The organism is Streptomyces sp. NPDC052042 (assembly GCF_044548345.1).
GTDB lineage: Bacteria > Actinomycetota > Actinomycetes > Streptomycetales > Streptomycetaceae > Streptomyces.
Genome location: NZ_JBIUBU010000001.1, coordinates 958,652 through 979,591, shown reverse-complemented (window position 1 = coordinate 979,591; position 20,940 = coordinate 958,652). Strand labels below are relative to the sequence as shown.

Here is a 20,940-nt window from a genome sequence, read left to right as displayed (position 1 = left end):
CCCACCGACCCACCGTTCCGGTCGGCTTTGCGGCTCACCCTGTGCGGTTCAGCGTCGGCGATTCACCGTCGGCGATCGCGGTTCACGGTCCGGCGTCCGTGGCTCACCGCTTCCGGTTCACCACTCACCGCCCGGCGTGTGAGCGTTCCACCGCTTCCGGCTCACCGTCCGCGGTTCGCCGTTCTCATGCGCGGCGGTGCCGTCGACCCCCGGACCATCAACTCGGCCCCGATCGTCGCGATGCCGCCCGGCGGCGGTGTCTCCTTGCCCATGGCCAGCCGGCCCGCCCGCGCGCCCGCCTCGAACAGCGGCAGCCGTACGGTCGTGAGCGCCGGAACGGCGTCCACCGAGAACGGCAGATCGTCGAAGCCCGCCACCGAGACGTCCTCGGGGATGCGCAGCCCGCGTTCCCGGATCGCCGCGCAGGCTCCCAGCGCCACCGTGTCGTTGGCGGCGACGACGGCCGTCACCTCCGGTTCACGGCGCAGGAGTTCAAGCGTGGCCTCGTACCCGGAACGGCGGTCGTAGAGGCCGTGGACGGTGAGTCGGTCCTCGTCGTACGCGCCCTCGGCCGAGCCTTTGCTCCCCGCGTCCCCGGTGTCACGGCCGGTCCCGTAACCGATGAGTCCGGCCGCCCGCATCGCGTCCCGATGACCCTCCAGCCGGTGCCGGGTGGTCGTGCGCTCCGCCGGGCCCGCGACATAGCCGATCCGGGTGTGTCCGAGTGCGAGCAGGTGTTCGGTGAGTCGGCGGCCCCCGCCCCGGTTGTCGAAGGCCAGCGCGGCCACGACCGCCTCGCCGCCCGTCAGCGGGGGCCGCCCGCACAACACCACCCGGGTGCCCGCGTCCGCGAGCTTCGTGAGCTTGGCGGAGATCGCCGCCTGATGGGCGGGATCCTCCACCGCGCCCCCGGTCAGGATCACGGCCGCGGCGCGCTGACGCTGGAGGAGCGTGAGGTAGGTCAGCTCGCGCTCGGGGGAACCGCCGGTATTGCAGACAACGGCGAGCTTTTCGCCCCCCGCCCGTCCGGAAGTACCTGTCCGTCCGGAAGCGCCCGTCCGTCCGGAAGCGCCCGCCCGGCCCGAACCGGTCATCTGCCCGGAACCGGCCCCGGAACCGGCCCCGGAACCGGCCCCGGACCCGGCCTGCCCGGAACCGCTTCCCGCCCCCGACTCGCCGATCTCGGACTGCGCCGCCCCCGCCATGATCCCGAAGAACGGGTCGGCGATGTCGTTGACCAGGATGCCGACGAGGTCCGAGGTGGCCGCCGCCAGCGAGCTCGCGGGGCCGTTGAGCACGTAGTCCAGTTCGTCCACCGCGCGCAGCACCCGCGCCCGGGTGGCCTCGGCCACCGGATAGTTGCCGTTCAGCACGCGGGAGACGGTGGCCGCGGACACCCGGGCGCGGGCCGCCACGTCCGCCAGGGTGGCTGTCATCACTTTCCTCCGAGGAACGACACGGGTGAGAGACAAGAGGTGAGAGACAAGAGGTGAGGGGTGGGAGAAGCCGTCAGCGTGCCCCCTCTTGTCCGGGTCGCTGTCGGCAGGCTAGCGTCATGCTCGATAGAAAGCGCTTGCTACGCCGCCATGTCGTCGACGATGTGGTTGCCGACGTCGATTGCCGATGTCGACGCCGGTGCTCGCCCCAGCTGTATGGAGGAACATTCGTGACACGCAGGACAGTGCGCATCGCCATGAACGGTGTGACGGGACGCATGGGGTACCGGCAGCACCTGGTCCGCTCGATCCTCGCGATCCGCGAGCAGGGCGGCCTCGACCTCGGCGGCGGCGAGGTGCTGTGGCCCGAGCCCGTCCTGGTCGGCCGCCGCGCCCACGCGCTGGAGGAGCTCGCCCAGCGGCACGGCCTGACCGAGTGGTCGACCGACCTCGACGCGGTCCTCGCGGACGACACCGTCGACATCTACTTCGACGCCCAGGTCACCTCGGCCCGCGTCGACGCGCTCAAGAAGGCGATCGCGGCCGGCAAGCACATCTACACGGAGAAGCCCACCGCCACGGACGTCGAGGGCGCCCTGGAGCTGGCCCGTCTGGCCCGCGACGCCGGCATCAAGCACGGCGTCGTCCAGGACAAGATCTTCCTGCCGGGTCTGATGAAGCTGAAGCGCCTGATCGACGGCGGCTTCTTCGGCGAGATCCTGTCCGTGCGCGGCGAATTCGGCTACTGGGTCTTCGAGGGCGACTGGCAGGAGGCCCAGCGCCCGTCGTGGAACTACCGCGCCGAGGACGGCGGCGGCATCGTCGTCGACATGTTCCCGCACTGGGAGTACGTGCTCCACGAGCTGTTCGGCCCGGTGACCACCGTCCAGGCGCACGTCCAGACGCACATCCCGAAGCGCTGGGACGAGCAGGGCGAGCCGTACACCGCCACCGCCGACGACGCCGCGTACGGCATCTTCCAGCTGGCGAGCGGCGCCGTCGCGCAGATCAACTCCTCCTGGGCGGTCCGCGTCAACCGCGACGAGCTCGTCGAGTTCCAGGTCGACGGCACGCACGGCTCCGCCGTCGCGGGCCTGCGCAACTGCCGCGTCCAGCACCGCTCGACCACGCCCAAGCCGGTCTGGAACCCGGACCTCCCGGTCACCGAGTCGTTCCGCGACCAGTGGCAGGAGGTTCCCGACAACGCGGTATTCGACAACGGCTTCAAGGCCCAGTGGGAGCTGTTCCTGCGCCACATCGTGCTCGACGAGCCGTACTCCTGGGACCTGCTGGCCGGTGCCCGCGGCGTCCAGCTCGCCGAGCTGGGCCTGAAGTCCGCCGCCGAGGGCCGCCGCCTCGACGTCCCCGGACTGACCCTGTGACCACCGCCCGCACGCACGGCGCGACCACCTTCCTCACGCACGGCGCGACCACCTTCCTCACGCACGGCGCGACCACCTTCTCAGGTACGGCGCCCGCGGCGCATCGGAGCTGATCCCCATGACCATCCACCTCCCGCAGGGTCCGTACGAGCCCCGCACCACCCCGCTCGGCCTCGCCCCCTGCGGCGCCTCGCTCACCTCCCGCACGGTGTTCTCGGCGGCCCATGTGGTCGCCGACCCGTACGCCGACATCAGCCCCGACGACCCCGCCGCCATCGACTGGGACGCCACCCTGGCCTTCCGCCGCCACCTCTGGTCGCACGGCCTGGGCGTCGCCGAGGTCATGGACACCGCCCAGCGCGGCATGGGCCTGGACTGGGCGGGCGCGGCCGAACTGATCCGCCGCTCCGGCGCCGAGGCGAAGGCGGTCGGCGGCCGTATCGCCTGCGGCGTCGGCACCGACCAGCTCCCCGCCGGCCCGGTGACCCTCGCCGAGGTGCGCGCCGCGTACGAGGAGCAGCTCGCCGTCGTCGAGGAGAGCGGCGCCCAGGCCATCCTGATGGCCTCCCGCGCCCTCGCCGCCGCCGCGACGGGCCCCGAGGACTACCTGGAGACGTACGGGCACCTGCTGCGCCAGGCGTCCGAGCCCGTCATCCTGCACTGGCTGGGCCCGATGTTCGACCCGGCGCTGGACGGCTACTGGGGCTCCTCGGACCTCGACGCCGCCACCGACACCTTCCTGAAGGTCATCGCCGAGCACCCGGACAAGGTCGACGGCATCAAGATCTCGCTGCTGGACGCCGACCGTGAGATCGACGTCCGCCGCCGCCTGCCCGGCGGGGTCCGCTGCTACACCGGTGACGACTTCAACTACCCCCAGTTGATCGCGGGTGACGAGCAGGGCTTCAGCCACGCCCTGCTCGGCATCTTCGACCCGCTGGGCCCGCTGGCCGCCCACGCGGTACGGGTCCTCGACACCGGCGACGTCCCCGGCTTCCGTGAACTCCTCGACCCCACCGTCGAGTTGTCCCGGCACCTGTTCCAGGCCCCTACCCGCTTCTACAAGACGGGTGTGGTGTTCCTCGCCTGGCTGGCCGGCCACCAGGACCACTTCACCATGGTCGGCGGCCTCCAGTCCGCGCGTTCGCTGCCGCACCTGGCGAAGGCGTACGAACTCGCCGACCGGCTCGGTCTGTTCCCCGACCCGGAACTCGCGGAGGCCCGGATGCGTGCCCTGCTCGCGGTCAACGGCGGCGACAGCGTCAAGGGGGGCACCCGATGAGCGACGGCCGCCTCTCCATCAACCAGGAGACCATCAAGCAGTGGTCGCTGCCCGAACTGGCCGAGGGCTGCGCCGCGTCGGGCATCGACAAGGTGGGCCTGTGGCGCGGTCCCGTCCAGGAGTACGGCGTGGAGCGCACGGCCGCGCTGCTCGCCGAGCACGGGCTGACCGTCACCAGCCTCTGCCGGGGCGGCTTCTTCACCGCCGTCGACCCGGCGGAACGGTCCCGCGCGCTGGACGACAACCGTGCGGCTATCGACGAGGCGGCGGCCTTGTCCACCGACACCCTGGTCCTCGTCTCCGGTGGCCTGCCCGCCGGGGAAAAGGACCTCCACGGCGCCCGGGAACGCGTCGCGGACGCCTTGGCCGAGCTGACCCCGTACGCGGCGGAACGCGGGGTGCGTCTCGCGATCGAACCCCTGCACCCGATGTTCGCCTCGGACCGCTGCGTCGTCTCCACCCTCTCCCAGGCCCTGGACATCGCGGAACGCTTCCCCGCCGACCAGGTCGGAGTGGTCGTCGACACGTACCACATCTGGTGGGACGACCAGGCGCCCGCGCAGATCGCCCGGGCGGGTGCGACCGGCCGCATCCACTCGTTCCAACTGGCCGACTGGATCACCCCGCTCCCGGCCGGTGTCCTGCTCGGCCGCGGCCAACTCGGCGACGGATCCGTGGACTTCCGCGCGTTCCGCTCGCTCGTCGAGGCCACCGGCTTCGACGGCCCGATCGAGGTGGAGATCTTCAACGAGGCCCTCTGGGCCCGCGACGGCGCCGAAGCCCTCGCGGAGGTCGCCGCCCGGTACGCCCAACACGCCTGCTGAGACACGCTTCTGATGCTCCGTTTGCCCATCTGGTAAAGAGATGGTCAAGCGCTGCAACCGTTCGGCGTCCCGCCGGGTCGTATCTTGCGTCGGGTGCTTCCGGGGGAGGGGATCTGGGGGGATCGGGAAGCCCTGACGGAGGGGGAACACGAGGGGGGTCCGGTCATCACGACCGGACCCCGTTTCGTTGTGCCGCGTGTCTTTCCGCGCCGGACCGAGCCCCGGGCCGGCCGGCCTTCCCGGATAGTGCCCGGGCCCGTTTCCTGGACCGCGCTTCGGGGCGATTCCCCGCGGTGTGCTCCGGGGGGCCGATCTCCCGGGCTGTGCCGCTGGGGCGATTTCCCCGTGCGCCCTCCCGCTAGTGCCCGTTCAGCGCTCCGGCTCGGGGGCGGTACCGGGCCGCAGGAAACGGTGCAGGAGCAGGCGCAGGGTGGGCAACTGTTCGGCCGGGTGGAAGGACGGGTCGGTGGCGGTGCTGGACCGGGTGAGGCTTCAACACGTGACACGTCGTCGCACGCCACTCGCGTCCGACAGTGGCGACCATCAACTCGGCCAACCAACCGGCGAATCGAACTCGAAGCGGAAGTCGACGTCCGGGGCGTCGTCGGCGTCCGAACAGTCGCCGAGCGTGACTGCGCGGAGGTGCGGGGCAGTGTCCGCACTTCCCGAACGCGGATTCGGCCCGTATCCGAGTGATGCGGGTCGGAGGAATTGGTGGTCTGGTCGAGTGGTGTCAGAAGTGGTCGATCTTCTGTCCATCGGGGATTTGGAAGCAGCCGGACACAACCTCGATACCCAGGCTCGGGTTTTTATCCCTTGAGTACTGGACGATCCAGACACTGACCTTCTTCGAGTTGTTGTCAGCGATCAGATTGAGCGCCTTGTTAGGGCTGTTGTCGTGGTAGAGGTCTTTGGTCACCCAGCCATCAGTCTTGAGCCTCTTCTTGAGATTTTCCATGGCGATGTCGATATCGCTGGCCTTTTTGGGGGCGAAGTTCCAGGGGTGATAAACCTGGAAGTACTTGTCCTTGTCCCTTCCCTCGCACTCACCGACGCCTGGGCCCGGCTCGGAGGCCTTGCCGGGCACGGCGGCGAAGTCGTAAATCTGACTGGAGATCTCCTTCACGGCGGAGACTGCTTCATCGGTGGAAGCAGTTCCTGCGTAAGGGATTCCGGAAGCTGTTTCGTCGGAATTTACGGGCTCGCCGCTGGGGGATCCGGGGCCGCTGTCAGTCATGCCACATCCGCTGAGGAGAAGTCCGGCCAGAGAGAGAGCCAGAAGGGAGCCAGTCCGACGATGCCGACGTGAATTGGGCAGTGGTGCGCAGCGCATGAAAGTCCTAGGTGTCTTTCGGCGGGTCCGTGATGGCTCGGTGCGCAAGAGCGCAGAGGGTGGAGTCGACTACTGAGGTGTGGTGACGTAACCGTACTTTCCGACTACGACCAGCGCCTGGTTCTTCAGTGCGGTGCTGCCTCTTTTCCAGTAATCGCTGTGGCCTTCCGCTCCTTCAGTTGCTGTGGGTCCGCTGCCCTCGGAGGAAGTGTTCATCTGGTTGGCGCCGAAGAGCTCATCGCTCGGGATGAGGGCTACTCCGCCGCCTAGCTTCCACTGGCTTCCGCCGTGGCCCCAGCGGCCGATGTCCGGGACGATGTCTCCTTCCGCTTCCTCGTTCCACACGTGCCCCTTCGGGACGTCCATCTCCTCGGCCGAACCCACTTTGACCCCCGGGCTTCCGGCGAAGATCACGTCATCGGCGTTGAGAACTCCCTTTTCCGCGGCGGCCCCGATGAGGGTGGTGCCGTACGAGTGCCCGATGGCTGTGCGGTGGGGTTCTTCCGGACCGCTGTGGGAGACATCGAGGCTGTCCATGAACTGCCGGTACGCGGGCGCTCCGTCGTAGGCCCAGTGCTCGAAGGGCGCGTCCTTGACAATGCTCGGCGGGGCATCGTAGCCGAGCCATGTGATGGTCGAGACGGAGGTGTTGGGGTCCGTTTGGTTCGTCTGGCGCCACAGCTCCGTCATCCGGTTGATGTCGCCGCCGATGCCGTTCAGGTCGGCTGTCGTTCCGGGTACGTACACCGCTTGGTGCTCAGCCGTGTCGGGGTTGCCGTTGGCGATGATGGCGCGGCCGCTCCCCTCTGGGCTGAAGCCGAGCAGGTACGCCTCGGGCAGTCCTTCCTTTCCGGTGTCCGCGAAGCGGTTCTGGATGGCCTCCATGCCGTTGAGGGCGGCGGTCAGGCGCCGGTATTCGTCGCCGTGCGCCTCGTTCCACTCCATCCACTCGTCCGTGTGGACCTTCGATGGGTACCCGCCCGCGTTGATCCATGTCCACTCATTGGCGGGCGGTTCGGGGATCGGAGCCAGGTTGATCTCGTATTCGGCTTGTTTCTCGACGAGCACGATCCGGTTGGCCTCGTCCCTGACCTCGGCGGGCAGTCCGTCCAGTCTGCCGACGAAATCGGGACGGGTGGACAGGTAGGCTGCCTGCTCCTCGGGGCTGAGGCTCTTCCACCAGTCGGCGTTCTGTTGGGGATCGGCATCCTTCGGAGGGGCGCCGATGGACGCCAGATAGCTCTCGGCCGCCGCGCGTACGCCGCGCATGTCCGACTGGGCGTCCCGCAAGTCCTGACGGGACACGGTGAGATCGTCATCCGCCTTCAGCGCACGGATCTTCGGCCCCCACTCGGCATCCGCCTCTGTCGCCTCCTCAAGGGCGGCGGCGATGCGGTTCGCGATGGCGAGGGCTTCGGCGTGGTGGGGGTTGGGGTCGAAGCCGGCGGACTGGCGGCCCAGGGCCTGGGCCGTCGGGTCGGTGGAGCCCCCTACGCTGCCGCCTTCGGGCGCCGAATCGGCACCGCTCTTCGACTGTCCGGCGGGGTAGGTGACGCTGCCGTCGGCGTTCACCGTGAACTTCAGCGCCTGCGCGTCGTCGAGTGCGGACAGGAGCTTTTTGCGAGCGGCTTCCAATGCGTGGGCGAAGCCGTTGAGCGCCGTGCTGACCAGGCCGCACTCGATCCGGGTGTAGTGGAAGTTGGCTGAAAGGTTGCCCAACTCCTTGATCGCCGCGTCCAGTGCCTGACCCTGGAGGGACTTGCGCATGCCTGCGGCGACGACGTTGTCGATGTGGTCCTTGGCCGCACTGGCCATGTCACTGGTCGCTCGGTAACCGTCGGCTGCCTGCTCGAATTCGGACGGCTTCAGGGCCTTGAGAGTGGTGAGATTCATGTCGATCCGTCACCGCCTGGTTTCCCGGCCGCTGACTGCGGGCGCATCGGCATATCCGGTGTCGATGGTTCTAAACAGCCCTTGCTGCCCGTCCGCCAGCCGGGTCAACGCCTTTCCGACGTCCTTCCGTAACCCGCCAACTCCCGCACCCGCCTTGTTCCATGCCTGCTGGGAGGAGTTCATGCCACCAGTGACGCTGTCGGAAGACGACTTGGATCCGTCGCGGGGCGAAAGCTGGTCGATCTGCGTCCGTGCGGTGTGCTGCCGCGCCGTGATCCGTCTCAGCTGATCCCACGCGTCCCCTGCCATGTGTGGTCTCCTCCCCGTGCCCCGGGCGCTGCCCAAGAGTGCGTGGTCCTATCTCCATTTGCACTCAAGGAAGTTGCCGCGGTGGATGTTACGGGGCCGGGTGCGTTGCATGAGGTCCATGTGATTGTTCGACGGGGCTTGACCATCTCTATTCGGACAGGGCAAGACTGTGCCGGACGTGCGCACGGGTAACCGACTTCGACGTGAAACGACCGACGGCGATCGGAAGGTCCTCGGCCCTGTGGGTCGGCTGCGTCCGGGTACCGTGGAGCATTTCTGCCAGTGTGCGGATGCACCGATGGCTCAGATCAGTACGTGTACGTACAGACGTCCGCGCGGCTCCGTTGCCCGGGATCTCCCGGGTCGGTTGCGGTGTGGAGCGAGCCGCGGAGGCTCCGTTCCCTGCCGAGAGGCGCGCGAGGAGCGCGATCGGAACCTCTCGTCGGTTCCGGGAACACACCTGGGAGCGACGCCTGTTCCGGGGCGTGACGTGCGCTCCCGGTCCGCACCATGTTCCCGAGCACGCACCGTGTTCACGGGAGTGGGCCGGACCGTACGAGGGGAGAAGTGGGATCGCCGCAGTGGTGCACTGACCAGACGGACCGGGCGACCAGGGGCCGGCCCGCGGCAGGCACCCAGCCGAGAGCCCGGCCCGTCAGGGCTTCGTGGTGGAGCGGCGGTCCGGAGTCGCTGCGGCCTCAGCGTCGGGCGGCGTCGGCCTCGGCCGCTCCGGACGCCGCACCGGTCGCTGCGTCCTCAGCCGCTTCGACCGTCCTCCTCGGCAAACGCCTTGATGCCGTGGAGGGTGGTCTCCATCCCGGCGCGCACCTCCTTCAGCCGGGAGGCCACGATCTCCTCTGCCTGGTCCGGCTGGCGTTCGATGATCGTGGCGAGCCCGCTGCGGCCCGGCCCGAGGCGGACTGTCTGCCGCAGCCGGGTGCCCGTGTCCTCGGCCTCGATCTCGTAGTGCCAGGACGACATGCAGTGTTCCGGGTCCAGCGTCGCCTCGCCGTACCGGCCGTCGGCGTCCAGGACGGCCCAGGCGAACGCCCGGTGTTCGTCCGCCTCGATCACCTGGGAGACCGTCCGCCACTCGCCGAGCATCGGGTGGTGGTTGACGCCCTCGAAGCGCGCACCGACCACGGGCCCGTCCGCTCCGTCGAGCCAGGCGACGCTCCGCAACTCCGGGCTGAACCTGGCCGGCAGGCGGATGTCCGTCACCAGCTCCCAGACCCGCGGCACGGCCGCCTCGACATGGACGGCCACGTCCACACCCAGTCCGTCGGGGTATTTCAAGGCGTTCTCCTCTTGTCTTGTCAGAGCCACTTGTCTTGTCGCAGCCATTGATCATTCCGATACTGACCGGCTTCTACAACAGGCCCCAGCCCGGCTTTCTTCCCGCCGGCCCGGACGTCACCCGAGGGCTCCCACCTGCCCCGCACCGCTGCCCAAGGGGCGCCCGAGGCCTGCCCGCCGAGGCCAGCCCCCGTGTTGTCAGCGCCGCCCGATACCGTCGGAACATGTCCAACATGGCGGTCCTCGAAGGTGTGCTGGAGCGCATCACCTACGCCAACGAGGAGAACGGGTACACCGTCGCCCGCGTCGACACCGGCCGGGGCGCGGGCGACTTGCTGACCGTGGTCGGGTCGCTGCTCGGCGCCCAGGTCGGGGAGTCGCTCCGCATGGAGGGGCGCTGGGGGTCGCACTCCCAGTACGGCAAGCAGTTCGTCGTCGAGAACTACACGACCGTGCTGCCCGCCACCATCCAGGGCATTCGCCGTTACCTCGGCTCCGGCCTGATCAAGGGCATCGGCCCGGTCATGGCGGACCGGATCACCACGCATTTCGGCCTCGACACCCTCGACGTCATCGAGAGCGAGCCGAAACGCCTGATCGAGGTGCCCGGTCTCGGGCCGAAGCGGACGAAGATGATCGCCACGGCCTGGGAGGAGCAGAAGGCGATCAAGGAGGTGATGGTCTTCCTCCAGGGGGTCGGGGTCTCCACCTCGATCGCCGTGCGCATCTACAAGAAGTACGAGGACGCCTCGATCTCCGTCGTGAAGAACCAGCCCTACCGGCTGGCCGCCGACGTCTGGGGCATCGGCTTCCTGACCGCCGACAAGATCGCCCAGGCCGTCGGCATCCCGCACGACAGCCCGGAACGGGTCAAGGCCGGCTTGCAGTACGCGCTGTCGCAGTCCACCGACCAGGGACACTGTTTCCTCCCCGAGGAACGGCTGATCGCGGACGGGGTGAAGCTGCTCCAGGTCGACACCGGGCTGGTCATCGAGTGCCTCGCCGAACTGGCCGAGGACCCTGAGGGCGTCGTGCGGGAGAAGGTGCCGTCGCCCGAGGGCGGTGAGATGATCACGGCCGTCTACCTCGTGCCGTTCCACCGAGCCGAGGTCGCGCTCGCCGCGCAGGTGCGGCGGCTGCTGCGGACGTCGGAGGAACGGTTGCCGGCCTTCCAGGACGTCGACTGGGACAAGGCCCTGACCTGGCTCGCGGGCCGTACGGGGGCGACGCTGGCCCCGGAACAGGAGGCCGCGGTACGGCTCGCGCTCAGCAGCAGGGTCGCCGTGCTGACCGGTGGGCCGGGCTGCGGGAAGTCGTTCACCGTCCGGTCCATCGTGGAGCTGGCCCGGGTCAAGCGGGCCAAGGTGGTGCTGGCCGCCCCCACCGGACGGGCGGCCAAGCGGCTTTCCGAGCTGACCGGGGCCGAGGCGTCCACCGTGCACCGGCTGCTGGAGCTGAAGCCCGGTGGTGACGCCGCGTACGACCGGGAGCGTCCGCTGGACGCGGATCTCGTCGTCGTCGACGAGGCGTCGATGCTCGACCTGCTGCTCGCCAACAAGCTGCTGAAGGCGGTGGCACCCGGTGCCCACCTGCTGCTGGTCGGGGACGTCGACCAGCTTCCGTCGGTCGGCGCGGGGGAGGTGCTGCGCGATCTCCTCGCCGACGGCAGCCCGGTCCCGGCGGTCCGGCTGACCACGATCTTCCGCCAGGCCCAGCAGTCCGGCGTCGTCACCAACGCGCACCGGATCAACTCCGGCGTGACGCCCCTCACCCAGGGCCTGAAGGACTTCTTCCTCTTCGTGGAGGACGAGACCGAGGACGCGGGCAAGCTCGCGGTGGACGTGGCCGCTCGCCGCATTCCGGCCAAGTTCGGCCTGGACGCGCGGCGCGACGTGCAGGTCCTCGCCCCGATGCACCGCGGTCCGGCCGGTGCGGGCGTGCTCAACGGGCTGCTTCAGCAGGCCGTCACCCCGGGCCGGCCCGACCTGCCCGAGAAGCGCTTCGGCGGCCGGGTCTTCCGGGTCGGCGACAAGGTCACCCAGATCCGCAACAACTACGACAAGGGCGAGAACGGCGTCTTCAACGGCACGGTCGGCGTCGTCACCGCACTCGACCAGGACGAGCAGAAGCTGACGGTCCTCACCGACGAGGACGAGAAGATCGACTACGACTTCGACGAACTGGACGAGCTGGCCCACGCCTACGCCATGACGATCCACCGCTCGCAGGGCAGCGAGTACCCCGCCGTGGTCATCCCCGTCACGAAGAGCGCCTGGATGATGCTCCAGCGAAACCTCCTCTACACCGCCGTGACCAGGGCGAAGAAGCTCGTCGTCCTGGTCGGCTCACGCCAGGCGATCGGTCAGGCGGTCCGCACGGTTTCCGCCGGTCGACGCTGTACGGCGCTGGATTTCCGGCTCGCGGGGGGCCCGGACGCAGAGTCATCGAAAAAATGATCGATCAAACCGGTGGGAAACATCACGCAGCCCTTCCGGAACCGGAACCAAGGGGGCAGGATGAGTATCCTCGCGGCACTCAGTGCCGCGAGTAGGTCCAATGGACGACCTCGAGTGCACTCTCCTGAGCCAAATGGGGGAGGGTGGAGACAGTCAGGGAACCTCGAAGAAGAGGCACTACGTCGGTGAGGGATGACGTGAGCGACAACTCTGTAGTACTGCGGTACGGCGACGGCGAGTACACCTACCCGCTGATCGAGAGCACCGTCGGGGACAAGGGCTTCGACATCGGGAAGCTCCGCGCCAACACCGGTCTGGTGACGCTGGACAGCGGATACGGCAACACCGCCGCCTATAAATCCGCCATCACCTACCTCGACGGTGAGCAGGGGATTCTGCGCTACCGCGGCTACCCCATCGAGCAGCTGGCCGAGCGCTCAAGCTTCCTCGAGGTCGCGTACACCCTCATCAACGGTGACCTGCCGAAGGTCGGGGAGCTCGACGCCTTCAGGAACGAGATCACCCAGCACACGCTGCTGCACGAGGACGTCAAGCGCTTCTTCGACGGCTTCCCGCGCGACGCCCACCCGATGGCCATACTGTCCTCGGTGGTCAGCGCGCTGTCCACGTTCTACCAGGACAGCCACAACCCGTTCGACGAGGAGCAGCGCCACCTCTCGACGATCCGCCTGCTGGCCAAGCTGCCGACGATCGCCGCGTACGCGTACAAGAAGTCGATCGGCCACCCCTTCGTCTACCCGCGCAACGACCTCGGGTACGTCGAGAACTTCCTGCGCATGACCTTCTCGGTCCCCGCCCAGGAGTACGAGCCCGACCCGGTCGTCGTCTCCGCGCTCGACAAGCTGTTCATCCTGCACGCGGACCACGAGCAGAACTGCTCGACCTCCACCGTGCGTCTGGTCGGCTCCTCGCAGGCGAACATGTTCGCCTCGATCTCCGCCGGCATCTCGGCGCTCTGGGGCCCCCTGCACGGTGGCGCCAACCAGTCGGTGCTGGAGATGCTCGAAGGCATCCAGGCCAACGGCGGCGACGTCGACTCCTTCATCACCAAGGTGAAGAACAAGGAGGACGGCGTCCGGCTGATGGGCTTCGGCCACCGCGTCTACAAGTCGTTCGACCCGCGTGCCAAGATCATCAAGGCCGCCGCGCACGACGTGTTGTCCGCGCTGGGCAAGTCCGACGAGCTGCTCGACATCGCGCTGAAGCTGGAGGAGCACGCGCTCTCCGACGAGTACTTCGTCTCGCGCAACCTCTACCCGAACGTGGACTTCTACACGGGTCTGATCTACCGGGCCATGGGCTTCCCGACCGAGATGTTCACCGTGCTCTTCGCGCTCGGCCGTCTTCCCGGCTGGATCGCCCAGTGGCACGAGATGATCAAGGAACCGGGTTCCCGCATCGGCCGTCCGCGCCAGATCTACACCGGTGAGGTCCTGCGTGACTTCGTCCCGGTCGAGAGCCGCTGAGCCTCGTAGCACCTGCACCTGCACCTGGTGCCTTCCGGCCTTTCGGTCGGTAGGACTTCGCCCCGTGTACCGCGCTGTCGCACAGAGCGCGGTACACGGGGCGATTCGCGTTCCAGGGGTGACGGGGCACGGGGAATCAGAGGGCGAAGGGGGAAGGGAGGCTGAAGGGGGAAGGGGTGCGGACAGGGAGAAGCGCCCCGCCGCCGATCCCCCCACGGGTCGACAACGAGGCGCTTCCCATATCCCGGAGCGGATTCCCCCCACGGGATCCGGCCGGGTGTCTGCGGGAGCCGAAGCTCCTGGGCAATCTTTCGCCCACTGCGGACTGCGTTCTTCACTTGTACTACCGGTGCGATCTGCCGGGGTACGTACGGGAGGGCCGCTCAAAGCTCCCCGGTGCACGTGCCCCGGCCAACGCTTGCCCGAAGCGTCCCCCAAGACGCTTCACCGGACGTCCCCCAAGACATCCTTGGCATCGCACTCTTAGACTCGCGAACCCTTCAGATGGTTACCCTCAAATCGATGTGATCTAAGTCTCTTTGTGGAAGTTACGTGAAGGCACGCAGGCGCAGGCTGTTCGTCACGACGAAGACCGATGAGAGCGCCATCGCCGCTCCGGCAATCATAGGGTTGAGCAGCCCAAATGCCGCAAGGGGCAAGGCGGCGACGTTATAACCGAATGCCCAGAGGAGGTTGCCCTTGATGGTGGTCAGGGTGCGTCGGGAGAGCCTGATCGCATCGGCGGCCACCTTGAGATCTCCACGAACGAGCGTGAGATCGCTCGCCTCGATCGCGGCGTCCGTGCCGGTCCCCATGGCCAGGCCCAGATCGGCCTGGGCGAGCGCCGCCGCGTCATTGACCCCGTCGCCGACCATGGCGACCGAGTGCCCCTGGGACTGGAGTTCCTTGACGACGTCGACCTTGTCCTCGGGCATGACCTCCGCGTACACCTTCTCGATCCCGACCTCGGCCGCGACCGCCTCGGCCACCGCCCGGTTGTCACCCGTCAGCAGAACGGGGCGGAGGCCGAGTGCGCGCAGGGCGGTGACGGCCTCCGCGCTCGACTCCTTGAGGGCGTCGGCGACGGTGAGGGCCCCGTGCGCCCGCCCGTCCCAGGCGACCATGATCGCGGTACGGCCCTGGGCCGCCGCGTCCGCCGCGGCGTCGGCGAGGCGGGCGGGAATCGCGATACCCGCCTCCGCGAGGAGTTGTTCGCGGCCGACGAGGACGGCGTGGCCGTCGACGATGCCCTGGACGCCGAGGCCGGGGACGTTGGTGAAGTCCTCGGGGTTGGGGAGGGGGTTGCCGGTGCGTTCGGCGGCTCCGGCGGCGACGGCCTGGGCGATGGGGTGTTCGGAGGAGTGTTCCAGGGCGCCGGAGAGGCGCAGGACGTCGGTCTCGTCGGTGCCGTCGGCGGTGTGGATGTCGAGGAGGGTCATGCGGCCGGTGGTGACGGTGCCGGTCTTGTCGAGGACGATGGTGTCGACGCGGCGGGTGGTCTCCAGGACTTCCGGGCCCTTGATCAGGATGCCGAGCTGGGCGCCGCGTCCGGTGCCGACCATGAGGGCGGTCGGGGTGGCCAGGCCCAGGGCGCACGGGCAGGCGATGATCAGCACGGCGACGGCGGCCGTGAACGCGGCCGTCACGTCGTTCGTGACGAACAGCCACACGATCAGTGTGGCCAGGGCGAGCGCGATGACGACCGGGACGAAGACCGCCGAGATCCGGTCCGCGAGGCGCTGTGCGGCGGCCTTGCCGTTCTGCGCGTCCTCGACGAGCTTCGCCATCCGGGCCAATTGCGTGTCGGCGCCGATCCGGGTCGCCTCGACGACGAGCCGGCCGGAGGTGTTCACGGCGGCTCCGGTGACGGAGTCGCCGACGCCCACATCGACGGGGACGGACTCCCCGGTGAGCATCGAGGCGTCCACGGCCGACGCGCCCTCGACGACCGTGCCGTCGGTGGCGATCTTCTCTCCGGGGCGGACGACGAAGCGGTCACCGACGACGAGGCGGGCGACGGGAAGGCGTACCTCCCTCCCGCCGCGCAGGACGGAGACGTCCTTCGCGCCCAGATGCATCAGCGCGCGCAGAGCGGAACCGGCCTTCCGCTTGGACTTCGCCTCAAGGTAGCGGCCGAGCAGGATGAACGTGATGACGCCTGCGGCGACCTCCAGGTAGAGGGCGGAGGAGGCCCGCTCGCGCGAGACGGCGAAGTCGAAGCCGTGCCGCATGCCGGGTATGCCCGCGTCACCGAGGAACAGCGCCCACAGGGACCAGCCGAAGGCGGCGAGGGTGCCCACCGAGATCAGGGTGTCCATCGTGGCCACACCGTGCCGCAGGTTGGCCCAGGTGGCGCGGTGGAACGGCAGCCCGCCCCAGACGACGACGGGCGCGGCAAGGGTGAGGGAGAGCCACTGCCAGCTGTCGAACTGGAGGGCGGGGACCATCGAGAGCAGGACGACGGGGGTGGCGAGGACGGCGGACACGATCAGGCGCTGCCGCAGCGCGGCGAGCTCCGCGGAGGCACCCCGCTCTGCGGTGTCCCGGTGGCCGGTGTCCTGACCTGCGGTGTCCTGGTCAGCGCTCTCGGGGGGTCGGTAGGTGGCCTCGGTGTACGGTTCGGTGGAACCAGTGGGCTGCTCCGCGGCCTCGGCATACGACTCGGCGGTGGCGGTGGGCCGCTCCGCCGTCTCGGTCGACGGCGAGGCGGAGTCCTGCGCGAGGGCAGAACTCTGCGCGACGGCGGAACCCTGCGTGAAGGAGGAGGCGGGAGCGGGGGCCGCGGCGGGGGAGGGAGCACGGGGCGGTTCGCGGCGGGATACGGATAGGGGCCGTGCCGTGTAGCCGGTCCTCTCGACCGTGGCGATCAGATCGGCGATCTCGATCCCAGGGCCGTACGCCACCCGGGCCTTCTCGGTCGCGTAGTTGACCGTGGCGGTGACGCCGTCCATCCGGTTGAGCTTCTTCTCGACGCGAGCCGCGCAGGAGGCGCAGGTCATCCCACCGATCGCGAGTTCGGCCCGGAAGTCCTCCGCCGCCGGTGCCCCGGTCTCCGTCGCGCTGTGCATGTCCGAACTCCTGAAACACCGACCGGGCCGTACCCCACCAGTATCCGCTGGCAGGTCCGGCCCGGCGACAACACGGGCAATCCGGGGGTAACACGGACGATGCGGTTGTTCTTCGGTGTCTCAGCGCTTCGGCGCCTCTGTGGTGCGTCCGGGGCGTGTCGGGCATACCGGATGTATTGGGCGGCGTGTGTCCGGCGTGCCCGGATGTGCCGACCGGGGCGTGTCAGGCCGCGCCGGTGAGCTCGTAGCCCGCCTCGTCGACCGCGGCGCGCACGTCCTCCTCGGAGAGCGGGGCGTCGGAGATGACGGTCACCTGCCCGGTGGAGGCCACGGCCTTCACCGAGGAGACGCCCTTGATGGCGGAGATCTCCTGGGAGACGGCTCCCTCGCAGTGCCCGCAGGTCATGCCGGACACCTGGTAGACGGTGGTCACCGCGCCCGCGGCGGAGCTGGTGCTGTCGTGGCAGGAGCCGCTGGGTGAGCAGCAGGAGCCGGTGGCCTGGGGCGGCTGGGTCTCGGCGGTCATGGTGGTGTTCTCCTCTTCGGCTTCGACTGCGGCGGATTCTTCGGCTGTGGCCGGTTCGGCCGCCGCGGATTCGACTACGGCGATCCCGTCTGCGGCGAACACGGGCGGCGCGGTAACCGGAACCCGCCGTTCGTTGGGCTCCGACATCTCTCACTCTATACCCCTAGGGGGTATGAATGCGAGCGCTCCCTCCGACAGTCTCCGCTGTTCTCCGCCCCGCGCCCCGTATGGCCGCCCGCGCCGGAGTCCCGCATACGCCGTCCGTACGAACGGCATGTGGGTGCCGTCCATGACGAGCGGCGTGTGCGTGCCGTCCACGCCACGGACCGTGCGCCGCCCGTACGGGCGGCCCCGTTCGGCGTGTCAGCCCGTCCGGCGCGCGGCGCCGCAGGAGCGGAGGTAGTCCCGGGTGCGTCGGGCGATGGGGAGCGGCTTGTCGGGCGGGCACGGGTACATGTCCTGCTCGACGATGGCGAAGAGGTCGACGTCCAGTGCGCGGGCCGCGGCGAGCACGGGTTCCAGTGCGGGCACCCCGCCAGGAGGTTCGCACATCACGCCCCGCGCCACGGCGGGCCCGAACGGCACCTCGTCGGCCACCACTCGGGCCAGGATCTCCGGATCGACCTGCTTGAGGTGCAGATGGCCGATCCGATCGCCATAGGTCTCGATCAGCTCGACGCTGTCGCCCCCGCAGTACGCGTAGTGGCCGGTGTCGAGGCAGAGCGAGACCAGGTCGGGGTCGGTCGCGTCGAGGAAGCGGCTGACGTTCTCCGTGCCGTCGATGTGCGTGTCGGCGTGCGGGTGGACGACGACGCGCAGCCCGTACCGCTCCCGCACCTCCCGGGCCAGTCGCTCCGTCTGGGCGGTGAGGTCGCGCCACTGCGCCGCGGTCAGCTCGCGGTCCTCCAGGACCTCGCCCGTACGGTCGTCGCGCCAGAACGCCGGGATGACCACCAGGTGCCCGGCGCCCATCGCCCGCGTGAGTGCCGCGATGTCCGCGACATGCGCCCAGGTCCGGTCCCATACGTCCGGTCCGTGATGCAATCCGGTGAAGACCGTCCCGGCCGACACCCTGAGCCCGCGGCGGCCGGTCTCGTCGGCGAGCCTGGCCGGATCGGTCGGGAGATAGCCGTACGGGCCGAGCTCGATCCACTCGTAACCCGCCTCGGAGACCTCGTCGAGGAAGCGCTGCCAGGGCACTTGCCGTGGATCGTCGGGGAACCACACCCCCCACGAGTCGGGTGCCGAACCGATGCGGATGCGCGACGGAGCCGGTGCTCGGGTGGGAGAGGTCATGCGGTCCAGGCTTCCGGCCCCCGGAACCCCTGTCAATCATTCGTCCTTATGTCCGGACATAGCGTTGACAGGGCCCGCGGGGACGGCTAGATCTTGGAGCAGCCGTCAGCGTCGCCGGTCGAAGGGGTGTTCATGCCCATGCCTGAGCCGTTGCCCGAGCCGTACGACGTGATCACCATGGGTCGGATCGGTGTGGACCTCTACCCGCTCCAGACCGGTGTGCCGCTCGCGCGCGTCGAGACATTCGGGAAGTTCCTCGGCGGCTCGCCCGCCAACGTCGCCGTCGCGGCGGCCCGGCTCGGCCGGCGGGCCGCAGTGGTGACGCGCACCGGGCGGGATGCCTTCGGGGACTATCTCCGCCATCAGCTGCGGGAGTTCGGGGTGGACGACCGGTGGACGACGCCCGTCGACGCGTACCCGACGCCGGTCGCCTTCTGCGAGGTCTTCCCGCCCGACGACTTTCCGCTCTACTTCTACCGCTGCCCCAAGGCGCCCGACCTGGAGATCCGGATTCCCGAACTGGACCTCGACGCGATCCGGTCCGCCCGGGTCTTCTGGGTGACGGGCACCGGCCTGTGCGCCGAGCCGAGCCGCGCCTCGACCCTCGCGGCACTGCGCGCCCGCGACCGGTCCGGCATCACCGTGTTCGACCTCGACTGGCGCCCGATGTTCTGGGACACCGCGGCACCGGACGCGGACGCCGCGCCGAACGCCCCGGGCCGTGTGGCGGATGCCGCCGCCCGCTACCGAGAGGCCCTCGCCCTCGCCACCGTCGCCGTCGGCAACGCCGACGAATGCGAGATCGCGACCGGCGAACGCGAACCGCACGCCGCCGCCCGCGCCCTGATCGCCGCAGGTGTCGAACTCGCCGTCGTCAAACGGGGTCCGGCGGGCGTACTCGCCGTCCACCGCGACGGAGCGGTGACCGACGTGCCGCCGCTGCCCGTCGAGGTCGTCAACGGCCTCGGCGCGGGCGACGCGTTCGGCGGGGCGCTCTGCCACGGGCTGCTCGCCGGCTGGGACACCGCGCGCGTCATGCGGTACGCGAACGCCGCGGGGGCCATCGTCGCTTCCCGGCTCTCCTGCTCCTCCGCCATGCCGTTCCCGCACGAGGTCGACGTGGCCCTGGCCGAAGGGGCCGTCACCTCCCACCGCACCGGAGCCACCCCATGACGCCCCCGCCGACCCTGACCGCACCGGCCCCGGCAGATCCGATGCCGCGGACACGGACCCGGACGCGGAAACGCACCGGGCTTCGGGCGAAGAGTAGGGGAGAGGCATGACAACGGATGACGAACGGCGGCGGTACCACCTCCGCGCCGCGGACACCGGTAACACCGCGAGGCCCGGGAGCACCGCGAACGCGGGTGTCACCGCCGGTGCCGCGAGCACCGGGAACGCGGCGAGTGGCGGGAACGTGGCGAGTCGCGGTAACGCGGTGAGCGGCGGCGCCCCGTACACCCTCGACATCTGCCCGGAGCGAGCCGGCTGGGACCGGTCCGGCCTGCGCGTGCTCGATCTGGAGCCGGGCGGAGTTCACACTCTCGTCGCCGGGGAGAGCGAGTGGATCGTCCTGCCGTTGACCGGTGGCTGTACGGTGCGCATCGCAGGTGAGATCTTTGAACTGCTGGGCCGGGAAAGCGTGTTCAGTGGAGTTTCCGACTTCGCCTACGTACCGCGCGACGCCCATGCACAGATCGCCTCCGGCGCAGGAGGCCGCTTCGCCCTGGCAGGAGCGAAGTGCGAGCGCCGACTCCCCGCTCGCTACGGCCCCGCGCCGGAGGTTCCCGTCGAGCTGCGCGGCTCCGGGAACTGCTCCCGCCAGGTCAACAACTTCGCCGCCGCCGACACGTTCGAGTGCGACCGGCTGATCGCCGTCGAGGTCCTCACCCCCGGCGGCAACTGGTCGTCGTACCCACCGCACAAGCATGACGAATACCGCCCCGGCGCCGAGTCAGTGCTGGAGGAGATCTACTACTTCGAGGTGGAGCACGACGGGATCGGCTACCACCGGGTGTCGCCGTCCCGGCCCGGTGGTACGGACGTCCTCGCCGAGGTCCGCAGCGGCGACGCGGTCCTCATCCCCGACGGCTGGCACGGCCCGTCCATCGCCCCACCCGGCCGCACCCTCTACTACCTCAACGTCATGGCGGGCCCGGGGGAGCGGGAATGGCTGATCACCGATCACCCCGACCACGCCTGGATCCGCGACACCTGGCCGTCGCAACCGGTGGATCCCAGACTCCCGCTTTACGGGGCAGCCACCGCGCCCGAGCCGGAACCTGTGCCCGGCCCGGAACCTGCACCCGAACCGGGGCCCGCGCCCGGCCCGGAACCTGCACCCGAACCGGA

14 protein-coding genes and 1 pseudogene are annotated in these 20,940 nt (G+C 69.4%); 7 read left to right on the top strand and 8 right to left on the bottom strand.

The genetic code is table 11. The features are described from left to right. Nucleotides 1–161: 161 nt before the first annotated feature. The gene (locus ACIHCL_RS04145; RefSeq protein ID WP_399856694.1) at nucleotides 162–1,436 is read right to left on the bottom strand and encodes a LacI family DNA-binding transcriptional regulator; all 1,275 of its coding nucleotides are present in this window, start codon (nucleotides 1,434–1,436) and stop codon (nucleotides 162–164) included. A 230-nt stretch (nucleotides 1,437–1,666) separates the two neighbouring features. Here ACIHCL_RS04145 and ACIHCL_RS04140 point away from each other — a divergent pair, with 230 nt between their 5' ends. The 3 genes from ACIHCL_RS04140 (at nucleotide 1,667) to ACIHCL_RS04130 (ending at nucleotide 4,924) form a co-directional block, all read left to right on the top strand. Continuing rightward, nucleotides 1,667–2,818 carry a Gfo/Idh/MocA family protein gene (locus tag ACIHCL_RS04140; protein WP_399856693.1) on the top strand — a complete coding sequence of 384 codons (1,152 nt, stop codon included), beginning with the start codon at nucleotides 1,667–1,669 and terminating at the stop codon, nucleotides 2,816–2,818. 118 nt (nucleotides 2,819–2,936) lie between these two features. Beyond that, complete coding sequence (locus ACIHCL_RS04135; protein WP_399856691.1) at nucleotides 2,937–4,100, top strand: dihydrodipicolinate synthase family protein; 1,164 nt, start codon at nucleotides 2,937–2,939, stop codon at nucleotides 4,098–4,100. After that, on the top strand, nucleotides 4,097–4,924 hold the full coding sequence (locus ACIHCL_RS04130) for a sugar phosphate isomerase/epimerase family protein (protein WP_399856689.1): 828 nt from the start codon (nucleotides 4,097–4,099) through the stop codon (nucleotides 4,922–4,924). The genes ACIHCL_RS04135 and ACIHCL_RS04130 overlap by 4 nt, the downstream gene beginning before the upstream one ends. 733 nt (nucleotides 4,925–5,657) lie before the next feature. Here ACIHCL_RS04130 and ACIHCL_RS04125 read toward each other — a convergent pair. From ACIHCL_RS04125 to ACIHCL_RS04110, 4 genes are all read right to left on the bottom strand, one after another. Further along, nucleotides 5,658–6,161, bottom strand: a complete 504-nt coding sequence (locus ACIHCL_RS04125; RefSeq protein WP_399856688.1) for a hypothetical protein — start codon at nucleotides 6,159–6,161, stop codon at nucleotides 5,658–5,660. Between the two features lie 165 nt (nucleotides 6,162–6,326). Beyond that, the gene (locus ACIHCL_RS04120) at nucleotides 6,327–8,150 is read right to left on the bottom strand and encodes an alpha/beta hydrolase (protein ID WP_399856686.1); all 1,824 of its coding nucleotides are present in this window, start codon (nucleotides 8,148–8,150) and stop codon (nucleotides 6,327–6,329) included. A gap of 9 nt (nucleotides 8,151–8,159) precedes the next feature. Then, on the bottom strand, nucleotides 8,160–8,459 hold the full coding sequence (locus ACIHCL_RS04115; protein WP_399856684.1) for a hypothetical protein: 300 nt from the start codon (nucleotides 8,457–8,459) through the stop codon (nucleotides 8,160–8,162). Nucleotides 8,460–9,215: 756 nt separating this feature from the next. Then, nucleotides 9,216–9,755, bottom strand: coding sequence for an SRPBCC family protein (locus ACIHCL_RS04110; protein WP_399856682.1), 540 nt, complete (start codon nucleotides 9,753–9,755; stop codon nucleotides 9,216–9,218). Between the two features lie 224 nt (nucleotides 9,756–9,979). Here ACIHCL_RS04110 and ACIHCL_RS04105 point away from each other — a divergent pair, with 224 nt between their 5' ends. Both ACIHCL_RS04105 and ACIHCL_RS04100 read left to right on the top strand, forming a co-directional pair. Next, nucleotides 9,980–12,211 carry an ATP-dependent RecD-like DNA helicase gene (locus ACIHCL_RS04105; protein ID WP_399856680.1) on the top strand — a complete coding sequence of 744 codons (2,232 nt, stop codon included), beginning with the start codon at nucleotides 9,980–9,982 and terminating at the stop codon, nucleotides 12,209–12,211. A 197-nt stretch (nucleotides 12,212–12,408) separates the two neighbouring features. Next, the gene (locus ACIHCL_RS04100; RefSeq protein ID WP_399856678.1) at nucleotides 12,409–13,698 is read left to right on the top strand and encodes a citrate synthase; all 1,290 of its coding nucleotides are present in this window, start codon (nucleotides 12,409–12,411) and stop codon (nucleotides 13,696–13,698) included. 548 nt (nucleotides 13,699–14,246) lie between these two features. Here the strand turns inward: ACIHCL_RS04100 and ACIHCL_RS04095 are convergent. The 3 genes from ACIHCL_RS04095 to ACIHCL_RS04085 all read right to left on the bottom strand — a co-directional run bounded on the left by ACIHCL_RS04095 (nucleotide 14,247) and on the right by ACIHCL_RS04085 (nucleotide 18,588). Beyond that, nucleotides 14,247–16,766 (bottom strand): heavy metal translocating P-type ATPase, encoded by a 2,520-nt coding sequence (locus ACIHCL_RS04095; protein ID WP_399856676.1) that lies wholly within the window; start codon nucleotides 16,764–16,766, stop codon nucleotides 14,247–14,249. A 223-nt stretch (nucleotides 16,767–16,989) separates the two neighbouring features. Continuing rightward, on the bottom strand, nucleotides 16,990–17,292 hold the full coding sequence (locus tag ACIHCL_RS04090; RefSeq protein WP_399857138.1) for a heavy-metal-associated domain-containing protein: 303 nt from the start codon (nucleotides 17,290–17,292) through the stop codon (nucleotides 16,990–16,992). A 363-nt stretch (nucleotides 17,293–17,655) separates the two neighbouring features. After that, on the bottom strand, nucleotides 17,656–18,588 hold the full coding sequence (locus tag ACIHCL_RS04085; RefSeq protein WP_399856674.1) for a sugar phosphate isomerase/epimerase family protein: 933 nt from the start codon (nucleotides 18,586–18,588) through the stop codon (nucleotides 17,656–17,658). Nucleotides 18,589–18,726: 138 nt separating this feature from the next. Between ACIHCL_RS04085 and iolC the strand changes: the two genes are divergently transcribed. Beyond that, entirely contained in the window at nucleotides 18,727–19,761 is a 1,035-nt protein-coding gene (gene iolC, locus ACIHCL_RS04080) for a 5-dehydro-2-deoxygluconokinase (protein WP_399856672.1), read from the top strand. Between the two features lie 106 nt (nucleotides 19,762–19,867). Further along, nucleotides 19,868–20,878, top strand: a pseudogene (gene iolB, locus ACIHCL_RS04075) (5-deoxy-glucuronate isomerase); the annotation flags it as partial. Nucleotides 20,879–20,940: the final 62 nt, after the last annotated feature.